Origin of the sequence: Streptacidiphilus sp. EB103A (assembly GCF_041261405.1) — a bacterium.
Taxonomy (GTDB): Bacteria; Actinomycetota; Actinomycetes; order Streptomycetales; family Streptomycetaceae; genus Streptacidiphilus.
On record NZ_JBGCAQ010000019.1, the window covers coordinates 51,779 to 71,420 of the forward strand.

General features: G+C 70.9%; 17 protein-coding genes. 2 read left to right on the forward strand and 15 right to left on the reverse strand.

All coding sequences use genetic code 11. The annotated features are described in order from the left end of the window. Positions 1–41 precede the first annotated feature (41 nt). From ABH941_RS28815 to ABH941_RS28870, 12 genes are all read right to left on the reverse strand, one after another. Positions 42–2,195, reverse strand: a complete 2,154-nt coding sequence (locus ABH941_RS28815; RefSeq protein ID WP_370132482.1) for a radical SAM protein — start codon at positions 2,193–2,195, stop codon at positions 42–44. 76 nt (positions 2,196–2,271) lie between these two features. After that, on the reverse strand, positions 2,272–3,252 hold the full coding sequence (locus ABH941_RS28820) for an SAM-dependent methyltransferase (RefSeq protein ID WP_370132483.1): 981 nt from the start codon (positions 3,250–3,252) through the stop codon (positions 2,272–2,274). A 108-nt stretch (positions 3,253–3,360) separates the two neighbouring features. After that, positions 3,361–4,293 (reverse strand): endonuclease/exonuclease/phosphatase family protein, encoded by a 933-nt coding sequence (locus ABH941_RS28825; RefSeq protein WP_370132484.1) that lies wholly within the window; start codon positions 4,291–4,293, stop codon positions 3,361–3,363. Between the two features lie 85 nt (positions 4,294–4,378). Next, the gene (locus ABH941_RS28830) at positions 4,379–5,308 is read right to left on the reverse strand and encodes an endonuclease/exonuclease/phosphatase family protein (RefSeq protein WP_370132485.1); all 930 of its coding nucleotides are present in this window, start codon (positions 5,306–5,308) and stop codon (positions 4,379–4,381) included. Positions 5,309–5,353: 45 nt separating this feature from the next. After that, positions 5,354–6,547 (reverse strand): cytochrome P450, encoded by a 1,194-nt coding sequence (locus tag ABH941_RS28835; RefSeq protein ID WP_370132651.1) that lies wholly within the window; start codon positions 6,545–6,547, stop codon positions 5,354–5,356. Further along, positions 6,445–7,812, reverse strand: a complete 1,368-nt coding sequence (locus ABH941_RS28840; protein ID WP_370132486.1) for a cytochrome P450 — start codon at positions 7,810–7,812, stop codon at positions 6,445–6,447. The genes ABH941_RS28835 and ABH941_RS28840 overlap by 103 nt, the downstream gene beginning before the upstream one ends. Next, entirely contained in the window at positions 7,809–8,414 is a 606-nt protein-coding gene (locus ABH941_RS28845; protein ID WP_370132487.1) for an ATP/GTP-binding protein, read from the reverse strand. Before ABH941_RS28845 ends, ABH941_RS28840 begins: the two co-directional genes overlap by 4 nt. After that, complete coding sequence (locus ABH941_RS28850; RefSeq protein WP_370132488.1) at positions 8,392–8,757, reverse strand: DUF742 domain-containing protein; 366 nt, start codon at positions 8,755–8,757, stop codon at positions 8,392–8,394. The genes ABH941_RS28845 and ABH941_RS28850 overlap by 23 nt, the downstream gene beginning before the upstream one ends. Further along, complete coding sequence (locus ABH941_RS28855) at positions 8,754–9,182, reverse strand: roadblock/LC7 domain-containing protein (protein WP_370132489.1); 429 nt, start codon at positions 9,180–9,182, stop codon at positions 8,754–8,756. Before ABH941_RS28855 ends, ABH941_RS28850 begins: the two co-directional genes overlap by 4 nt. After that, the gene (locus ABH941_RS28860) at positions 9,179–10,552 is read right to left on the reverse strand and encodes a hypothetical protein (protein WP_370132490.1); all 1,374 of its coding nucleotides are present in this window, start codon (positions 10,550–10,552) and stop codon (positions 9,179–9,181) included. Before ABH941_RS28860 ends, ABH941_RS28855 begins: the two co-directional genes overlap by 4 nt. Before the next feature lie 307 nt (positions 10,553–10,859). Further along, a complete protein-coding gene (locus ABH941_RS28865) occupies positions 10,860–11,273 on the reverse strand; it encodes a hypothetical protein (RefSeq protein WP_370132491.1) in 414 nt (137 codons plus the stop codon). Between the two features lie 44 nt (positions 11,274–11,317). Continuing rightward, positions 11,318–12,133 (reverse strand): SAM-dependent methyltransferase, encoded by an 816-nt coding sequence (locus tag ABH941_RS28870; protein WP_370132492.1) that lies wholly within the window; start codon positions 12,131–12,133, stop codon positions 11,318–11,320. A 549-nt stretch (positions 12,134–12,682) separates the two neighbouring features. Between ABH941_RS28870 and ABH941_RS28875 the strand changes: the two genes are divergently transcribed. Continuing rightward, entirely contained in the window at positions 12,683–14,074 is a 1,392-nt protein-coding gene (locus tag ABH941_RS28875) for a radical SAM protein (RefSeq protein WP_370132493.1), read from the forward strand. A 235-nt stretch (positions 14,075–14,309) separates the two neighbouring features. Then, positions 14,310–14,846, forward strand: a complete 537-nt coding sequence (locus ABH941_RS28880) for a ribonucleoside-diphosphate reductase (protein WP_370132494.1) — start codon at positions 14,310–14,312, stop codon at positions 14,844–14,846. A gap of 63 nt (positions 14,847–14,909) precedes the next feature. Here ABH941_RS28880 and ABH941_RS28885 read toward each other — a convergent pair whose 3' ends face one another. From ABH941_RS28885 to ABH941_RS28895, 3 genes are read right to left on the reverse strand one after another with little or no spacing between them, the layout of a single operon-like run. Then, positions 14,910–17,648 carry an AMP-binding protein gene (locus tag ABH941_RS28885; protein WP_370132495.1) on the reverse strand — a complete coding sequence of 913 codons (2,739 nt, stop codon included), beginning with the start codon at positions 17,646–17,648 and terminating at the stop codon, positions 14,910–14,912. Continuing rightward, positions 17,645–18,319 (reverse strand): HIT family protein, encoded by a 675-nt coding sequence (locus ABH941_RS28890; RefSeq protein WP_370132496.1) that lies wholly within the window; start codon positions 18,317–18,319, stop codon positions 17,645–17,647. Before ABH941_RS28890 ends, ABH941_RS28885 begins: the two co-directional genes overlap by 4 nt. Beyond that, positions 18,306–19,607, reverse strand: coding sequence for an AMP-binding protein (locus ABH941_RS28895; RefSeq protein ID WP_370132497.1), 1,302 nt, complete (start codon positions 19,605–19,607; stop codon positions 18,306–18,308). Before ABH941_RS28895 ends, ABH941_RS28890 begins: the two co-directional genes overlap by 14 nt. Positions 19,608–19,642 lie beyond the last annotated feature (35 nt).

Here is a 19,642-nt window from a genome sequence, read left to right on the forward strand (position 1 = left end):
GAGCTCCACCGCGCCGACTGCGGCGGAGCTGGTCGGCGCGGTCAGGTCCCACAGGGGTCCGCCGCGTTGATCAGCGTCCAACCGGTCGCACCGGCCCATCGCGCGTGTTCGCGCCGCAACGTCCCCGCGTGCCCGGCAGGCAGCCGTGCCCCGACCTCGTCCACGACGGCCGCCATGTGGCCGCGCAGCACCTCGATCCGGTCCTCCAGCAGGACGCGGATCCGCTGGGACAGTCCATCTTCGCCCCCCGCGGGCGGCTGGAGGGGCCATGCCTCGATGGCGGTGATCATGTCGCCGAGCACGGCGTAGGCGGCGTCCTTGAGCACCACCCGCGCGCCGCGGACCGCGCTGCGCGGATCGCCGTCCAGGATCTTCTCCAAGCTCTTGAGGGTGTAGTCCAGGGCGAAGTTGCGATCGACCCACAGCTGCGCCCAGCTGCTGGCGACCCCGATGCGCCAGTCCGCGTACCGGGCATCGACGCGGCCCATGGACGGGCGCGCGGCCCCGGTCAGGCCGGCGGCCTGGGCCTTGCGGGTGTAGGCGGCGCCCAGCAGGCACTCCATGGACACGAGCATGTAGCTGATCGCCGTGTGCAGCGGGCGTCCGGTACTCCACGCGGTCACCGTGGCGGCATCGCGCACGCCCTCCACGACCTGGGCGGGCGTCAGTTCCGGCAGCGGGCGCAGCAGCAGGTCGGTTCGGCCCTGGAATGCGTAGCTCTCCTTGAGCTCCTGCAGCGTCATCAGCGGGTCGAAGGTGATGTAGGTGTAGCGGGTGGGAACGCCCAGCGCGGACAGCGTGCGGATCGCCAGGGCGTTCTGGTCGGCGAGGGTCTCCTTGTTGAATCGCTCGAGGATGCTGTCGACGCCCGACTCCACGCCGAACAGCATCCGGCGCAGGCCCGCGTCGTCCACCAGTCCGCGCCACATGGCGGCCCGCTCCACGTGCCAGGCCTGGTCCCGGTCGGTGCGTACGACTTGGTCGATACGGCAGCTGGACTCCCATTTGAAGCCGGCGTCGTGGACGGCGCCGGCGACGGCCAGGGCGCGTTGGACCGCTCCGTCCTCGCGACCGATGAACTCCTCGTCTACCAGGTAGAGGGTCCGGGAGACGTCGGGGTGGCGGGTGAAGACCTGGTCGAGTTGGCCGAGCATCCACCGCAGCTTGTCCAAGGGGCCTTCTGCCCAGTTGCCCTTGTGGCTGCGCGGGCAGAAGCTGCACGAGTTGGTGCAGCCTCGGCTGGCCTCGAGCTGGGCGACTCCGTGGTGGGCGAACGTGGCGGGCAGCAGGTCGAGTTCGGGAAGGATGTCGGAGGCGGCCTCTCGGGCGGTGGGTTTGGCGGTGCGGCGCGGGGTCAGTGCCAGGGCGCCTCCGCGGGCGGCCCCGTTGTAGCCAAGGGCCGGTATGTCGTGCAGGTCCTCGTCGCCGTGCCACCGGCCGAGCAGGCCCTCGATCGTGGCCTCGCCGCCGCTGCGGGCGATCAGCAGGTGCGGATAGCGGGAGAGCAGCAGGGCCTCGTTGCGCGCTACCAGGCTGCCGCCGACGACGACGGTGGGGGGCTCGGGAAGGGCGAATGCCGCATCCAGGACTTCCACGAGCAGGTCGTGCTGGCCGAAGGTGGCGCCGATGCCCAGGATGTCCGGGGTGGTCGTGGTGATCTGCTTGACCAGGTCCTCCACGGTCGTCCCCAACTGCATGTCCGTCAGCGCCACGGTTCCCAGCAGGGTAGCCCGCGCGGCGCGGGCGACGTCGCTGATCCCCAGGGCAAAGCGGGGCAGGGGGAACGTCTCGGGGTGGTAGAGCGCCGCGAGCAGGACGTCCGGACGCGACAGGCGCAGGAGCGCCTGCTCGTCCATGTCGGCCACAGAGAGCCAGGAGTGCGGGGTATGAGCGGTCAGGTGGGCCGCGGCCCAGGCCGGCCAGCGGCGCGAGTTGTGCGGACGGCCCGACAGGTCGGCCATCACCCAGGTTCCGTCCGGGCGTTCCAGCAGGATCAGTCGCCGGTCCAGTGCCCCGGCGACCCGTACGCGCCCCACTCGCCCGTCGAGGTGCTGCTCGATGCGTGCGCGCAGCGCCTGCGGTGTCACGAGCAGCAGGGCCAGGTCCGCCGGCGGTGCGCCGGCGGCGGGGGCGGCGAGGTCGAGCGTCTGGTGGAGCCGCAGCAGTTCAGCGTGGGTCGCCAGTGTGCCGGTCATGGGGTCGCCCTTCGTCGGAGAGCCGGTCGAGGCGTCGAGTGGTCGGAAGCGGCTGTGCTTGCCTGCGGAACGGTGATCACGGCTTGACCGCGGTGGTGGCGAAGACTGACGAGGTGGTCCGGCGCGCGGCCTCGCCAACGGGGCCGGCCGCCCATTGCTGGTCAGTGGCCGCGTCACCCGGTGGCAGGCCTGCCGTCAGCCCGGTCAGATCAGCCAGGCTGCGCGGGTACCACGGCAGCCCGGCCGTCTGGTACGCCTGGACCAGGGCAGCGGTCCGCTCAGGGGCGTGGTCGGTGATGGCGTGGGTCAGGGACAGGGAGCTGCCGGACGGCAGCCACTGCCACAGCCTGTCGATGACGGCGGCGACGCTTTCGTCGTCCCCGATCCACTCCAGGGCCGCGTGCAGGCGTGCCGCGACGGGGCGGTCCGCGGTGATGTTCCCGGTGACCGCGGGTGAGCCCAGCACGAGGTCGATGTCCGAGATGTCGGCTTGCAGGCAGCCGACCTGGTGCGGCCAGGAGTCCAGGACCGCCCGGGCGTACGCGATTACCATCGGGTCGCTGTCGACGTGCACGATGCGCGCGCCGGTGCGCCCGTTGACCTCCTCGAACGTCTCGTGGATGTTGCTCGGGCGGGAACGGGAGCGCCGGCGGGGACGGTAGGGGAGGGGGTAGCCGCAGCCCAGGTCGAGAAACTGGGTGATGCCGCTCTCTGCTGCCCGTCGCGTAGTAGCCGATCCGAACTTCTTGCGGTCCAGGACTGCCTGGCGCTGAGTCGGGTCCAGCGCCAGCAGTGCCGCCGCCAGGTCGATGTCGACGGGGTAGCCGTCGGTGGTGTAGCCGGCCAGCTGCTGGTCCACGTAGGCCACGTGGGCGTGCTTGGCCCAGCAGTCCTGGTCGTCGGGATGATCCGCGCACCGCCGCCCCACGCCCCCCGAGGGGTCCGCCGGGATCGGGGGACGTTCACCAGGTGAGGTGGCCGCGCTGTCGTCCTGCCGCGCCGTGCCAGCGCCGTCCGGGACCGGAGCCGCTCCGGTCCCGGTTCGTCGTGCGTCCATGGGTAGCTTCACGCCCCTTTTCGAGTGCCGCAGGTCGTGGGGACGACAGCGGTCGTGGCGGATCGGAAGGAGGGCTCCGGCGGCCGGCCGGGGCTGGAGCCCCGGCGCTCAGGGCGCCGTGGCCGGCGAGATCCGGTCGGCGGGTTGGGGCTGCGGGTGGCGCAGGATCTCGGCGAGGGCTTCCGCGTCGAAGCGGCCCAGCACGATGTGGTGGTCGCTCAGGCCGGTCGCGTCGATGACCTCGACGTCGACCAGGGCGGGCAGGAGCAGGGGGCTGGCGTAGATGCGGTCGATCCGCGATCCGGCGCCCTGGGTGTCGCTGCCGTGCACGGTGGGGGTGAGCTTGCGGCCGTGTCCCGGACGCTCGGCGAGGTGCCGGGCGATGTCGTCCAGCGCGATGCGCAGAACCCGGTCGGGGCGGTCGTCCAGGACGAGTGTGCCGTCGGGGGCGAGGTAGGTGCGGTGCGCGAGATGGACCCGGTCAAGAATGGTCGACAGGTCGCGCTGGGCCGGCTCGCCCGGTGCCCCGGCCTGCGGGTCGGAGTTGTGGTCGCCGCCGATGAGTACGGGCAGTTGCACGCTGCGCCGGTCCTCCAGCGGCCACCATTTGTCGGGCCAGCGGGTCGCGTCGCGGGCTTCGAGCAGGCGCTGATCCGCGTTGTTGTAGGCGAGGTGGTAGGAGGCAGCGATCAGGGGCAGCGACTGGGGCCCGGCGGCGCGCAGCCGGAATGCCTGGACTGTGGGCGGCAGCGCCCACATCGGGCCGACGTCGTGCGACCAGCCGCGCAGGGGGTCGAAGGTGAGCGGGTTCGCGTACACGCCGGTGCAGCAGCGCTGGCCGATCCAACCGTCCATGGCCAGAGCGGTCTTGGCGGCCTCGTGCAGTTCCCCGCCGTGGTCCAGGGCGTCCCAGGTCTCCTGCCGCAGCAGCAGGTCCAGGCTCAGGGCGGCCAGGTGGTCGTGCATCTTCTGCCATAACTGGCGGTCGCCCTTGCCGTTGGCCTCGAAGTTGCACGTCGCCACGTTGATCGTCGTCTTCACGGTGTCCTTTCTGAGGGGTGCGCCGGGCGGGTCTGGCCCGGGCCGGCAGTGGTTGGCGGCAGCTGTTCGGCGGTGCCCGGGGCGGTCACGGCGAACCGCCTGCGGCTGGGGGCGGTGACAGAGCACGGCGCAGGCCGAACAGGCTGAACCTGGCGATGATCAGGGCGTGGTCGGATGCCTCACGCACGGCCGCGTCGGCCATGGCCTCGACGCTGAGCAGCGCCGGGGCGAGGTCGGGAGTGCAGTACAGCCGGTCGATGCGCTGGGGACCGCCTTGATCGGTGCGGTGGAGGCTGGCGGTCGCAGCCAGGGCGTGTGGTTGGGCCAGGGTGGTGGCGGCGTAGTGGCCGGTGTCGACGAAGACGTGCTTGCCGCCGGCGAGGATCTCGTCGGGCTGGGTGTCGCTGACCCGGCGGCCCTCCCGTTCGACGGTGCGGTGCTCGTAGTGGGACGCGTCGGTGACCTGGTCCCACTGCGGCAGGGGCACGGACTCGTCCGCGAGCCGGTGGGGGTAGGAGTTGGTGTCGCCCCCGAGGATGGCCGAGCGTCCGGGGGCGCCCAGCACGGTCAGGCGCTTGGCTTCCGAGGAGCGGGTGGCCGGGTCGTGGGAGCACAGGTGGAACGAGGCGAGGGACAGTGGGCGGACGGCTCCCCTGAGCCGGACCACCGGGTTGCAGATCGGGTGCCAGGTGCCGGTGACGTGCTGGAAGTGCGCGAGGGGTTCGAAGAGCTGTGGGTCAATGAACACCCCGGTGGGGTTGTCGCTCTCCGGGGTGCCCGGGGCGAGGAAGGCCAACAGGCCCAGGCGGTTCGCCTCCTGGAACAGGTGGGCCTGTCCGTCACGGTGGGCGTGCGTCAGTTCCTGCCGGAGCACGATCGAGGGCTGGTAGGCGGCCAGGACGTCGTAGGCGTGGTGGCGGCGGTGGTCCTCGCCGCCGTGGTCGTGGCCGTTGTGCTCCACGTTCCAGCACGCGACGGTCACCGTGTCGCCGCGATCGTGCTCCGGAATGGGCAAGACGCTCTCCTGGCTCTCCTGGTTGTCGGTTTCAGGGGTGGTAGTTCAGGCGGCCGGTCCGGGGTGGACCATCGGGGCGCGGTGGCCGTGCGAGACGAAGGAGGGGAACGGGGCCATCTCGGCGACTGGCCCGGCCAGCCGCATCTCGGGGAAGCGCTGGAACAGGGCGGGCAGCGCGGTGACGGCCTCGGCTCGGGCGAGCGGTGCGCCGAGGCAGTGGTGGACGCCGTGGCCGAAGGCCAGGTGCTTGCTCGGTGTGCGGGTAACGTCGAACAGGTGGGCGCTGTCCCCGTGGAACTCGGGATCCCAGCCGACCGCGCCGAAGGTGCCGAGGATCGCCTCGCCCGCCTTGACGGTGGCGCCGCCGGCGTCGATGTCGCTGACGGCGAACCGCAGCGGCAGGTGGGTGATCGACGGGGCCCAGCGCAGCGTCTCCTCGACCACGTTGCTCCAGGGGACCTCGCCCGAGGTGACCTTCGCGAGCTGGTCGGGGTGGTCCAGGAGCGCGACGGCGGCGTTGCCGATCAGGTTGACCGTGGTCTCGTGGCCGGCGCCCAGGATGAGTACCAGGGTGTCGACGAGCTCCTGCTCGCTCAGCCGGTCGTCGTCGGTGTCCCGGGCGGCGATCAGGGTGCTGGTCAGATCCTCTCCAGGGGTTTCCCGTTTGCGGGCCACGAGTCCGGCCAGGGCGGTCTGCGTCCTGGCCAGGACCGTGCCGGCCTGCTCGGGCGCGGTAGTGGTGTCCATGATCACTTCGATGAAGCGGCTGACTTCGGTGCGTTCGGCTTCCTGGAGGCCGAACAGGTCGCAGATGACGCCCATCGGCAGCGGGTGCGCGAACCGGGCCCGCAGGTCGACCGGCTCCCCGGGCGGCACGAGGGACAGGGCGTCGAGCAGGTCGCCGGTGAGCTTGTCGATGGCCGGCTGCATGGCGGCGGTGCGCCGGGCGGTGAACGCCGGCGAGACGAGCTTGCGGAGCCTTCCCAGGTCCGGTCCGTAGGCGGTGAACATGTTCTGCACCCCGGTCCAGTTGTAGGCCCAGTGGGCCTCGGGGTGGCTGGCCAGCCAGCCGCTGCGCCACAGCTCCCAGTGCTGGCGGGGGTCCTTGCTGACGCGGTCGTCACTGAGCAGGGATTTCAGGAGCCGGTGGCGGGTGGGGGCCCAGGCGCGTATCCCGCCGGGCAGCTCGACCAGGACGAGGTCGCCGAGTTCGCGAAGGTGGGCGGCTTCTGCGGGGATGTTGCTGCCGGTCGGGTCGATGACGTGAACGGGTTGCCGGGCCATGCGGGCGTACCTGCCTTTCGAGTGGTCTTCATCGGGGTGAATCGGGCCGGGAGGTGGGCGTAGGCGAGGTGGAACGGGCCGATCCGGGCCTCCAACTGGTCAGGGCTGACGGCCAGTTCCAAGTCGGTGCACCGGCGGATCAACTGCTCGATCGCGGTGGTCGCGATCAGCAGCGCGTCCCGGCGTACCGGGCAGGCGTGCGGCCCGGCGGACCAGGCGAGGTGAGCGCCGGCACCCGAGGGCTGGTCGGCCCCGGGGCCGGCCGGATCGCCGTTCGCGGCGGCGAAGGACACCAGCACCAGGGTCTGGGCGGGGATCGTGGTGCCGTGGAAGGTGACGTCCCGGCGGGCGTAGTGGGCGCCGTAGTTGGCCATCGGCGGCCGGTCCCGCAGGATGCGGGCCACCGCGTGTTCGGTGGCCAGGGCGCCGTTGGAGACGTCGGTGTAGTAGGACGCGTCGCTGAGCATGAGCGCCAGGGTGTTGGCGATCAGATTGGTGGTGGGCTCCTGGCCTGCACCGACGGCGAGCACGATGTTGTGCAGGACCTCCTCCTGGGTCAACTGCTCGGGGTGGTCCATGATCCAAGAGGTGAGGTCCTGGCCTCGGAGTACGGTCTTGGCGCCAATGAGCCGCCCCATGTACTGCTCGAACTCCGCGGTGGCGCGGGCCGCTCCTTCCTCTCCTTCCATCAGGCCAGCCAGGGCTGCCACGAGCCGGGGGGCGTCCGCATCGGGCTGACCGAAGAGGCGGTTGAAGACGTAGGAAGGCAGTGGGCGGGAGAAGCCGCTGATCAGGTCGACCTTGCCGGTCCCGGCGAACTGGTCGATCAGGCCGTCGGCGACCTCCCGGACCAGGTCGCGCAGGTGGTGGGGTTCGACCAGGCTGAAGCAGTCGTTGATGACCCGCCGGTAGCGCTGCTGCACGGGCCCGTCGGTGAACAGGGGGTTGGGCCTGGGGCCGAGCATGCCCAGGACGGGGGAGTCTTGCGGCATGCTCTGGGCCCAGGTGGTCGGGTCCTTCGTCCAGGTGGTTGTGTCGCGCAGGAGGTCGAGGGCCGCCCACCAGCCGATGACCAGGTGTCCGAAGACGCCGGGGGCGATCTCAACCGGGGCGACCGGACCGCAGTTCTCGCGCATATGCGCGTAGTAGGCCTGCTGGTTCTGGGCGAAGTGCGGCGTGAACAGCTGGTAGGCGCTGGGGAGGGTCAGGGCTTGTGTCACGAGGCGGCTTCCAGGCGGGAGCGGGACAGGGCGTGGCGGACCAGGGCGATCAGGGCGTCGACGGAGGAGCGGAAGTCGAGGGCGTTGCACAGCACCAGGGGCGTCGTTGGGTGCAGGTCCAGGTGGTCGCGCAGCGTCTCCTCGGAGACTTCGGGGGATTCGGGGAACTGGTTGACGGCCACGCAGTACGGCAGACCGCTGCGCTCGACCAGGTCCAGGGCGGCGAAGCTGTCGTCCAGGCGGCGGACGTCGAGCAGGACCAGGACGCCGTGCGCGCCCGTGGACAGGTCCTGCCAGGCGTCCTTGAACCGGTCCTGTCCCGGTGAGCCGAACAGGTACAGGACCATGTCGCCCGGGGGCAGGGTCAGTCGGCCGAAGTCCATGAAGACGGTCGTCGTGGTCTTCTGCGGGGTGAACTGCAGGTTGTCCACGGCCGCGCTCGCGACGGTCATCACCTCGTCGGTCGTCACTGACCTGAGTTCGGTGACGGTGGTGACCATCGTGGTCTTGCCCACGCCCAGGCCGCCGACGACCACCAGCTTGACCAGGTACCGGGCCTCCTCGCTGAGGTAGGCCGGGCTACTGGACGGGCTCTCGGTCACGGGCCTTGATGAGTCCATCGAGCAGTCTCTCCAGGAGGTCGACGGGAGGAAGGGCAGCGGGCGGAATGGCCTCGATCAGGCTCTGGTCGAGCAGGTCGCCGGCCAGCACCCGCAGCACGGACACCGGCAGTCGCAGGTGGGCGGCTGCGTCGGCGAGCGTCAGCGTGCCGCCGGCCAGCAGGTCCAGCAGCCGGTGATGCGGTGGGTCCAGTCCGCGTGGGACGTAGTTCCCGCTGCGCAGCAGCCGCGTCAGCTGGTCGAAGGTGTTGCGGTGGGTGGAGCTGCGGCCCTGCGTGGCCAGGTACGCGGGCACGGTCCGCGGGGCCTGCCGCCGCAAGGTCATGGCTGGGCGCTCCGGTGGTCGGCACCCACGCCCTTGCCGACCGACCCGAGGAGCTTGAGCATCGAGAACGCCACATTGCCCAGGTTGGCGTCGGCCTCGGTCAGCGCGATCAGGCTGGTGTGCTCGCCGGCGTCCATCAGCATCAGGTAGCCCAGGTTCGTCTCGACGATGATCTGCTTGACCTCCAGCGGCCCGACCTCGGCCGGGATCATCGCGCCGGCTGTGGCCTTCGCGCAGCTGTGCAGTCCCGAGCCCACGCTCGCCACACTGTCCTGGGTGTCGATGTTCATGGAGGAGTCCGCGCCGGCTCGGATGCCGTCATCGGTGATGAACAGCGCGCGCACGATGCTCTGGTCCATTTGGCGCAGGCGCTCGGCCCACGCGGAGTGGTCGGGCCGGTTCCTGGTGAACGGGTTCTGGGTCATGACGGGCTGCCTCCATACGGTGCGGTCGAAGCGCTTTCATCGGTGTTCCCTCGGCCCTGCCGGGTGGCCTGCTGAAGGTGCGCGTACCGGTCCCGAACCTGCTCGGGGCTGCGGGGCTGCGGTGTGGGGCCGGACGTCGGGCCGGGGGCGGGGTCTGGCTGCTGCCGACTGCGGCGCGGTAGTCCGGCGGCGGTACTCGGGGGATCCAGGACGGACTGCGGTGTCACCACGTGCGCCTGTTCGCGCAGCAGGCCAACCGGGAGCGCTGCTGCGGCCGAGACGGGGTGCTGGGGGCTGATTTGTACGAGGAGGTCGTTGGGGATGTGGACGGCCGCGTGCACGCCGCCGTACTGGGACACCGACATCTGGAGCGTGATGGGGAACTCGCGCAGGAGGCGGCCGATTCCGGCGAAGCCCAGGCGCGGCGGGGAGCCGAGCTCGGTGAGCAGGACCCGCCAGCGTTCGGATACCGCCTTCGCGACGAAGGCCTGGTCCTCGGGATGCATGCCGGGTCCTGCGTCGTCGATGATGACCAGGGCGCCGGTGGCGGTCTGGTGGATCTCGACGGAGACCGGCACGGTGCCGGTGGAGAAGAAGGTGGCGTTCGCCATCAGCTCGGCCAGGATCACTGCCACGGGCTCTGCGGCGTGCGCGGCCACACCCAGCCGCTGTCGGGCGTCGAGGTTGTTCACCGGTTTGATCAACTGGTAGGCGTCCAAGCGGGCTTGTGCTCCCGCGACGAGGTCTTCCAGGTGGGTGTCCATCAGGGACAGGCCGGTGGTGTCCCCACAGACGATCGCCAGCAGCTGCCACAAGCGCTTGATGCGTTCGTTGAGGTGGTCGAGGTCGAGCAGGGTCTGCAGGACATCCGGGTCCTCGAAGTCGTTCTGGGCCTGGATGAGGATCTTCTGGATCTGCTGGGAGAGCGTGCGGGCGCCGGCCGCGGTGCCGCGCAGGATGTCCTGGGCTGCCTCGTCCACGCGGATCCGCTCGTTGACCACAGCGCTGCCGACCTGGTCCAGTACGGCACGGTGCTGCAGGTCCAGGTCACTGTCTGCGAACTGGTGGTGCAGCAGCGGCGGGACCGGGACGTGCGGGTGGGCCAGTTGGGAGATGCGGGCCGGCAGCCTGGTGGTCACCAGGTGCCGGTTCTCCTCGGCGACGGCCGTCAACGTGGCCAGCCGCGAGGCCGCCTCGGTGTTGGCCGCCGACAGTTGGTCGGTGAGCGATCGTGCGTCAGCCTCCGCCGTGCTGCGTGCGCGTTCGGCGCGCGCTGCACGCCGTCGTGCAGTGATCAGCCATGGCACGGTGACCAGAGACCCGGCGGTGCCTGCGGTCAGCGCGACGCCGAGTGCGTCGGGTATCAGCATGGTTGGACGTCCTGGTGAGAGTGGGGACGGTTGCCGGGGCGGACCCGTACTCGGTGGGGGACAGCGAGTCGATCCGTCCCCGGCAACCGGTCTGGAGGCGCAGTTGACCGGGCGAGCGCGCGGCCATCCGCAGGGGGGTCGTGCTGGTTGGCGTGGGAGAGGAGCCGGAGCGGTGGAAGCTCAGCGGGTCGCCGACCCGCGTGTGCCGCCTCTCCGAGATTCCCACGCGGATGAGGCAGTACCAGACGGTCACGAGAAGTCCTGCTGCCGAGCTGCTCAGTTGCCTGCGGGCTCCCGGAGAGGATGGTCATGCCGCGTACCGCCCTCGAGAGCGGGTAACGGCCAGGGTGTGGTGAAGAGCCGCCCCGTCAGTTGTGGCGTACTCCTGGCCGTAGGGGGCGATCCACAGCAGTTGGCAGTGCCCGTAAACGGGACCGCCCGGTTCGCAGACCGCCCGGCCGACCTGGCCCAGGGTCTGTGGGGCGTGCCAGCGCCGGGCGGTCCCGCGCTCGACAGCGATGTGCGCGAGGGAGTGGGTCAGGCAGCAGCGGACCGGTCCCACGCGCTGCTGACCCTGGCGCAGCGCCTCGCTCGCGCGGATGCCCAGGGCCAGGCCGGTCTGGATGACGTCGCCGGAACCGGCACCCGGGTAGGCCGATACTTGCGAGTACTCACGGCCGAATCGCACGCTCCACGGCAACCGCGTGTCAGCGGAGGTCATCACGCACTCCAATGCAGGGGCTCGAAGGTAGGGGAGGTGATCGCTCATGGCTTCCGACCGATGGCGGCCCAGTACTCCGAATCGCCGGCAGGTTCGGGTGCCTTGTCGTCGCCGCTGAGCCAGTCGGATGTCGGCTGCCAGCCGGGCCCGACCAGATCCAGGCCCGCGAGATACCCGCGGACAGCCGACAGGGTGACCGTCTGCAAACGGAGTCCGGCCTCTCGATAGGCCTCGCTGCCGAGTCCCCACCCATGGGTCGGCCCCTCGGAGAGCGGGTGGCTGACAGCCAGGTAGCTTCCGGGCGCCAGCGCGGAGACCAGGGCGGCGATCTGGGCCTGTGCGGCGACCAGATCCGGGGCGTACTGGAGGAAGCCGCAGGCCAGCACCGCCACGGGCCGGGAAAGGTCCAGAACTGACTGCACAGCCAGCAGTTGGAGTAGGTCGGCGTAGCAAAAGGCTGCCGCGAGCGTGAGATGGGTCAGCTCCCCCTCGGGGCTGCCCACGTCCAAAGCCCGTCCGTGGACCATCACGGTCGGCTCGGCGTCCGCGTAGACCACTCGCGCGGTGGGGGCGGCCTGCTGGGCGACCACGTGCGTGTGCTCGCTGTCGGGGAACCCCGCGCCCAGGTCAAGGAACTGGAGCACGCCTTCCTCGCCGACCAGGCGGGCCACCGTCCGCGAGCGCCACCTCCGGTTGCCCTGCTCGGCATGGCGCAGGTTCGGAACGGTCGCGATGAGCGCTTCCGCCAGCGTCCGCTCGGCCGCGAAGTGGTCCTTGCCGCCGAGGAGATAGTTCTGCACCCCAGCGGGGCGCACGCTGCCGCGCTGCAACGCGAGCGGGTTGTGCTGTTCGGCGAGCACGGGCGGCCTTTCTACACACGGTCGGAAAACGCTGGCTGGCGAACGGCGCGGGAACAGCACCCGGCACGGGGCCAGGAATCGGCCCCGCGACCGTGGATCCGTCGAAGTGCACCGACCCGTTCGCACGAAGACCAGCCTGGCTGGCGAAATCCGGCGTCGACATGCCGTCCCACTGCCGTTTCACTGCCGTATCTCGGCGTTCCTTGACCGCATGCGGGATCGAAACTCAGGGACCTGAATCGAAGAGGGACACATCGCCGCTGATCAGAGGCCCTTCGCGGCTCTGCTGCCTCTCGGTGCGGCCGGTCGCGCCGACGACGGCATCCGGCCGCGGCCATAACTACTTCTCGCCAGGGGTTGACAACCCCGCAACCCGCTTGGCGGACGTGCGACAAGTCATCGGACGGCCGCGCGCTGCCGCTGCGTATCCGCATACGGCAGTGAAACGGCAGTGGGACGGCATACCCACGCCGAGCGCCGCGCACAAGGCTGAGTGGCCCGTACCCCGTCCGGCGTGGACGGTGGACGCAGCTTGGAGTGTGACCGCTCATGGGAAAGATCGTCTTGTTCGCCGGCGTGGACCCGCTGGCCACCGGTGAGTCCGACTACGCCTGGCACCCGCTGTCGGTCCTGACCGTGGGCACCGCTCTCAAGGCCGCCGGCCACGAACCGGTGGTGATCGACTGCCAGATCGACGCGGGCTGGCGCCAGCGCCTTCGAGAGCAGGCCCAGGGAGCCTTGTACGTCGGAGTGACCTGTATGACCGGGCCCAGCATCGGCAACGTGCTGGAGGCCATCGACATCGTGCGCGCGCACGCCATCGGCGTGCCGGTGGTCTGGGGCGGCTACCACGCCTCGCTCGCGTACGGAGGCATCGTTGGCGAGGGCCTGGCAGAGGTCGTGGTCCGTGGTCCCGGCGAGGCCGCCGCGGTCGCCCTGGCCGAACTGGCCCAGAGCGGCGGGAGCCTGACCGATACCCAGGCCCTGGGGAGGATCCCCAACCTCGCGTTCACCGACGGCCGCAGCGAACTCAGGGGCACCGGGCTGCGCCCGCGGGTGCTGACCACCGCCTACGGATTCGCCGTCGACCCGGACACGCTTCCCGCCACCGACTACAGCCTGGTGCCCGTCGAGGCGTACTACACCGAGGAGGTCCGCGACCTGTCCTACATCTCCTCGTTCGGATGCCCGCATCCGTGCACGTTCTGCAGCGAGCCGCAGACCAGCCTGCGGCGCTGGAAGGCGCTGGGCGCCGAGCGAGTGGTCACCGAACTCGAGGCCCTGTGGAAGCGGTACACCCCGGACCAGATCAGCCTGCTCGACCCGAACTTCTCCACCAACACCGCCCGGGTGATCGAGATCGTGGAGCTGATGGAGCGGCGCGGCCTGTGCATCCAGCTGCGGGCGAACATGCGCGCCAAGGACGTCGTGGCGCTGGCCCGGCACATCGACCTGGCCCGGCTGCGCGACGTGGGCTTTTCGGCGATCTTCGTCGGATGCGAATCGGGCTCGGACCGGATGCTGAAGCTGATGCGGAAGCAGGCGACCGTCAAGGACACCGTCGACGGGTGCCGGATGCTCTCGGCCGCGGGCATCGTCCAGCTCACCAGCTGGATCCACGACCTTCCTGAGGAGAGCGAGGAGGACAGCGCCCTGACCCTGCGTCTGCTCCAGGACCTGGCCCGGCTTCCGCACAACCAGCAGAAGCACCACTTCTTCACGCCGTTCCCGGCGACCGAGATGTACGAGGCCCTGTTCGGCGCGACCGAGGACGACGGTCGGACCCAGCGGCAGTGGGCGCAGAGCGACACCTACGCGGCAAGCCCGCTGTGGGCCGGCCGCCCGGACTTCCGCCGGCGCGTCCTGGAAGAACTCGAAGACCTCCAGCGGGAGCATCCCGCTGTCCTGGTCCGGTCACTGCCACGGCTCGCGGCCCACTGAGTGACCGCCCCAACTCCGCTGGCGTTACGTAAAAGTGACGGTACGACGGCTTCGAACATGAATTCGCCCGGGCTGAGCAGGGCAATCACCGAACCGCGGCGTGCCGGACTTGGCGGCGGGCACCTCGCACCCCTACGGTAAGGCCACTACATGTAGTGGCCTTACCGCCATTCAGTACCACAGCTTGTGGTGCTTGCTTCTGTCTGCCCTACTTGACCCTGATGAGGACCTTTCGATGGTGGAACGTTCCGTAAGCAGCCCGGCGCGTGCGGTCGACCAGGCGCCGGTGGTGCCGCGGCCCTTCCGGCGGCCACCGCGCCGACTGCACTCGCTCACCCAGTCCTTCAACGTCGGGGAGGGGAAGGGATATCTGACGGTCTCCTGCACCGACGCGGGTGCCCCGGTCGAGGTCATGGTGCGGATGGCCAAGCAGGGATCGACGCTGGCGGGGATGATGGACGCCTTCTCGACGACCATCACCCGCGGACTCCAGCACGGCGTCCCCTTGGATGTCTTCGTCAGCGAGTACGTGAACATGCGCTTCGAGCCGGCCGGGATGACCAACGACCCCGAGATCCGTCAGGTCAGCTCGGTGATGGACTACGTGGGCCGCCGCCTGGCCATGGACTACCTGCCCTACGAGGTACGCGCCGGCCTGGGCGTGCTCACCGCGGAGGAGCGCAAGGCCAAGGAGGCGCTGGACGGCGCGGGCGACGTGGTGTGGCAGCACATGATCGGACTGGCGATGTCCGCCCCTCCGGCCGTGCGCTGACCTTCGCCGTGCGCGGGGTCGGTCCTGGAGCAGGCTCCAGGATCGACCCCAACTGCTGGGCGCTCAGTCCGCTGCCCAGCGCGTCGCCAGGTTCAGCGCCGAGGCCACGTCCGGAACCATGGCCACCTCGGGCAGCATGTCGAACGAGCAGGACGGCTCGCCGACGTAGACCACTGGCACCTGGTGCGCCAGAGCACAGCCGATCTCGGTACTGAGCCCCGCGCTGCGGCGGGTCATGCCGAACCCGATGAGGATCTTCGAGCGTGCGACATCGGCCAGGCACAGGCGTGCGGCGAGCCGGTTGAGCGCTATCCCGGAGTCGTACCCGCAGCTGGCCCGGGTCAGCGGGTCCAAGTCCAGCCATCGGGCGCTGGAGTACAGCGGCTGCGGCAGGCTGGCGCGCAGGCGCAGGATCTCGTTGCGGTGCCGCAAGGTGGCGGCCAGGTAGACCGGGACGGTGCCCGCGGGCAGCGGCTCGAAGGGCAGCGCGTAGCCGGGGTGCTGGGGGCGGGACTCGTCGGCCCGACGGTGTGGGCGGTAGGGGTTGACAGTGGTCGAGCGCCCCGCACCGTAGGGAGTGATAGGGCTGAAGGCGTGGGCCAGGTCCTGGGCGAGCGTGGGCATGCCGATGATGCGACGCCGCTCGTCGACGTCGGCGGTGGACCCGTCCAGCGGATACAGGAAGCGCGGCTCCTCGTCGCGGACCAGGACGAAGGTGCCGTAGCGCTGGGGCTTGCCGGCCAGGGACTGGATCCGGTCAGCGAGCAGGGCTACATGCCGCGGGTCGGTGCGGCCGGAGGCGACGGCCCGGGTGGCCTCGGCGAGGAGTTCGGTGCGGGCCTCGCCGCCGGTGTCCGCATGCTGCATCAGCAGCCAGACCGCGTCCACGACGCTTTGGTCCTCGCGGTCGTTCCTGGGCCAACCCCAGCGGGCCACGGTTTCGATGACGTCGCCGGTGGCGCGGCTCGAGTAAGCCAGGTAGGCGGACAGGGCCGGGGTGGAGTCGGCGAGTTCGGGGGCCAGCACGGGCAGGAGGGTCAGCGGCTGGGGCCAGTCCGGGTAGCCGAGGGCCTTGCTGATGGTCTCGTCCAGGGCCGGATCGGTGAACAGCGACGCGAGAGCGCCTTCGAGCAGGTGCTGCTCGTGCTCGGCGACCGAGACCAGGTGGGCGAAGGCGTCGGAACGGGTGTCGGCGGCGATGGCGGAGTCCTTGGCGGGAGATGGGGCGGGGGCAATGGTGAGCTGGGCGCGGGCCGCGGCGAGGTCCAGCTTGCCCGCCGCGGTGCGCGGCACCCGGTCGACCCGCACGAGCGTGCGGGGGATCTTGAACGGGGCCAGCTCGCGTTCCAGGTGCGCGCGCAGGTCCGGTTCAGGGACACCGGGGTCCAGTTCGACCAGTGCCGCCAGGGTGTGCCCGAGCACCGGGTGCGACTGCGGCAGGACTGCCGCGTCCAGCACGGCGGCGTGCTCCAGGAGGGCCTGGGCTACCTCGGGGGCATAGACCTTCTCTCCGCCGATGTTCACGCAGTCGCTGTCGCGTCCCAGCAGGAGAACCTGGCGCAGGTCGAGCAGACGGACGTGGTCGCCGGACAGCAGATACCGCTCGGCGCCGTTGTCGGTGAAGCGGTGGGCAGGCAGCTCTCCGGCGGGGTGCACACCCAGCGGGTGGGGACCCGCGACCGCCAACTGCCCGATCTGCCCGACCCGGGCACGGGCCCCGTCGTCCAGCAGGACTAGGGCGCGGGGCCCCAGGGTGAACGTTCCTGTGGCCGGGACCTGTCCTGCGACGGCGGTGCTGGCGCCAAGGCCGGTGGCCTCGGTCGCGCCCAGGGTCTCCACCAGACAGACCGCCGGCAGATGGGTGAGCAGCTGCTCCTTGACGCTCGCGCTCCAGGTCGCGCCCGAGGAGGTGATGGTGGTCAGCGAACGCAGGTCCCACCGGGTGGGGTGCCGTTCCAGGCTGCGTGCCAGCGGGCGGGCCATCGGGTCGCCGACGATGGCCAGGGTGTCGGGGCGGCGATGTTCGACGGCTCGCCAGACCGCGCCGGTGCTGAGCACGGGCATGGTGATCACGCACCCGCCGGCGCTCAGTGCTCCCAGGGCTCGGGTCTGACCCGAGCCGTGCATCAGGGGGCTGGCCAGCAGCAGGCGGGCGTCGGCGACCGGGACGGGCCCAACGGCGGGCAGGTGCCCCTCCAGGCGCGGCAGCCAGGGGTTGTTGGTGGTCAGGTTGGCGGTCATGTCGCCCACCCGCCAGCGCAGTGCGGCGGGGCGCCCGGTGGTGCCGCCGGTGGACTTGATGAAGACGTCGTCGGGCCCCGACAGCAGCGGGTCGTGCCCGGGGGCCGGGCCCTGCAGGATTTCCGCGAGCGGATCGGCCCAGGCGGCGCCATCGGCACCCACGCTCATCCACTGCGCATCGGGCAGATGCCGGTGGGCCGCGGCGGCGGCGTCGTGGTGCTCGGTCGCGTAGACGATGGCCGCTGGTGCGAGGAGTTGAAGCAGCTGCGTCAGTTCCGGTCCGGTGTAGCGGTAGTTGACAGCGGCCGGCACCAGGCCGATCCGCAGGCAGGCGGCCAGGCAGATCAGGTGCTCGGGCCGGTTGGGCAGCGCCAGGGCGACGACGTCGCCCCGCTGGAGGCCGCTGCTGCGCCAGTGCTGGGCGAGGGTGGCGGCCTGCGCGTCGAAGCGTCGCCAGGTCCACGTCAGCTCGGCGTGGATCAGGGCGGGGCGGTCCGGGTGATCGGTGGCGATGCGCCGCCACAGGGACGCGAAGTCCAGCTCGGGCGCCTGTTCGGTCACCTTGTCACCGCCGGCTGGGGCTGTACGGCGCCGACGCGGGGCAGCGGCAGGAGGTCGTCGACGGTGGCCCGCATCTGCTCCGGGAAGGGGTGGCGCTGCCAGTCCCATGCGGTGTCCTCGATGCGCGGATCCAAGGCGGCGACGACCTCCCGAAGGCGCAGCCGCGGTTCGGCGTCGTTGGGGACCGGGTAGCACGTCAGTTCCCCGCTCTGGTCCTGCACGGCGATGTAGGAGGCATCTGCGGTTCGAGGAAGCCCGGTCAGGCCGGTGATCTCGTAGCCCTCGAGTCGGTCCTGCAGCCAGTGGGCCAGGTCGGCGGTGGTGGGCAGCATATGCAGGTGCCCGTGGGCGATACGTCGGCCCCGGGGGAGGTTGAGGCCGTACTCGAAGGCGAGGATCGGGCGCCGGTAGGCGAAGTGGAGCCGGTCGGCAACTTCGCGGCTCAGGTGCTCCACCCCCATCAGCTCCTCGTCGCTGAGCAGGCCCAGGGAGGGGACGTGACGGGTGGGAACCACCAGGAGGTAGCCGGGAGTGAACGCTCCGATGGTCGGCACCGCCGTGGCGTGGCGACTGGAGGTGACGATCCGCTGCTGCCCGGAGTGCAGGTGGCGCTGCAGTGAGCAGTCCCGGACGGCGGGGTCGATGGCCTGGCACAGCTCACAGACAGGCATGTCCTTCTCGCAGGGGGTCGCAGGAATCGGGGAGTTGAAGCGCAGTCACGTCGTAGTGGTACGGGCGCTGCGGTGCGGTCAGCCGGCTCGCGCACCAGCGCCGCAGGTCCGCAGCGGTGAGGGCGGGCGTGCGGGCGGTCACCGATGCCGTGAGTAAAGCGCCGAAGCGCCGGTCGGCACGTACGGCGACGGTGGCGTGGTGGACGTCGGGATGGGCGGCGAGAGTCTCGCGAGTGGTGGCCAGGGCCACCTTGACGCCGGCGACGATGGCCCGCCCGGGCACCTCGACATCGGTGAGAACCAGGTTCCCCGCCGCGGTCAGACGGCCTCGATCCCCGCTGGACTGCCAGTGGCGGGCGCGCGGGCACGGTTGGTCGGCGAAGTGCGTGACCAAGCCGGCACTGCTGCGCCCCTGGATCACACCGTCGGTGCCCGGAGGCACGGGCCAGCCGGCGTCGTCGACAATGCGCAGGTCCGCGCCCGGGATCGGAGCTCCGCCGTGGGCGGCCCGGTGATAGCGGGTAAGGGTGCCGTCGTAGGCGGTAGTGCCGTAGTACTCGGCGACGCGCTCGGGGCCCAGCGACTGGGCGAGGCGTTCGCTCAGGTCCGGCGGGCAGGGGGCAGAGGAGTGGACGAGGTGCCGCAGTGAGGCGCAGTCGTCTGTCAGTTGCTGCGCCGTGCCGCTGTCCCATACCTGCTGGAGCTGGGTGGGGACCAGGAACGCCCAGTCGGGTCGGTGCTCGCGTGCAGCCTGGCGCCACCGGGAGGGGTTGAAGCGGGGAAGCAGCACTACGGTTCCGCCCAGGAGCAGTTGCCGCAGGGCGAATTCCAGGGGGCCGTTGAGGTGAAGCGGGGAGGCGATCAGGGCGCAGCCGCCGGGGAGCATGCCCAGGGCGCGGGCTTTGCGGGGAACCGTTGGGGACTCGCCGTGGGTGACCAGCAGGCGCTGGCGGCCGGCGTCGATGCTGAAGACGGCCTTCCAGGGGCGGCAGCCGCTGTCGAGGGTCAGGTCAAGCCCCCGGGTGACGGCCTGGAGTGCCTCCTTGGAGGTGTACGGCGGCACCGCGATCGGGGTGTGGCCGGCCATGAGCGCCGCGCACACCTGGGCCAGGAACACCGCGGTGTTCGCTGCGGGCAGGGCCCACGCGGTGGCTGCGCTACCGGCCTCCCGGGCGCGGGCCTGTTCGGCTGCCCGGGCGAACAGGGCGCCGAACGTGGTGACGCCGTCGTGGTCGATGACGGCCGGGGTCTCGCGGCGCTGGCGGGCAAGACGGTGCAGCTGGCCCACGACCTGCTGGCGCCACTGAACAGGCGGCGTTGAGG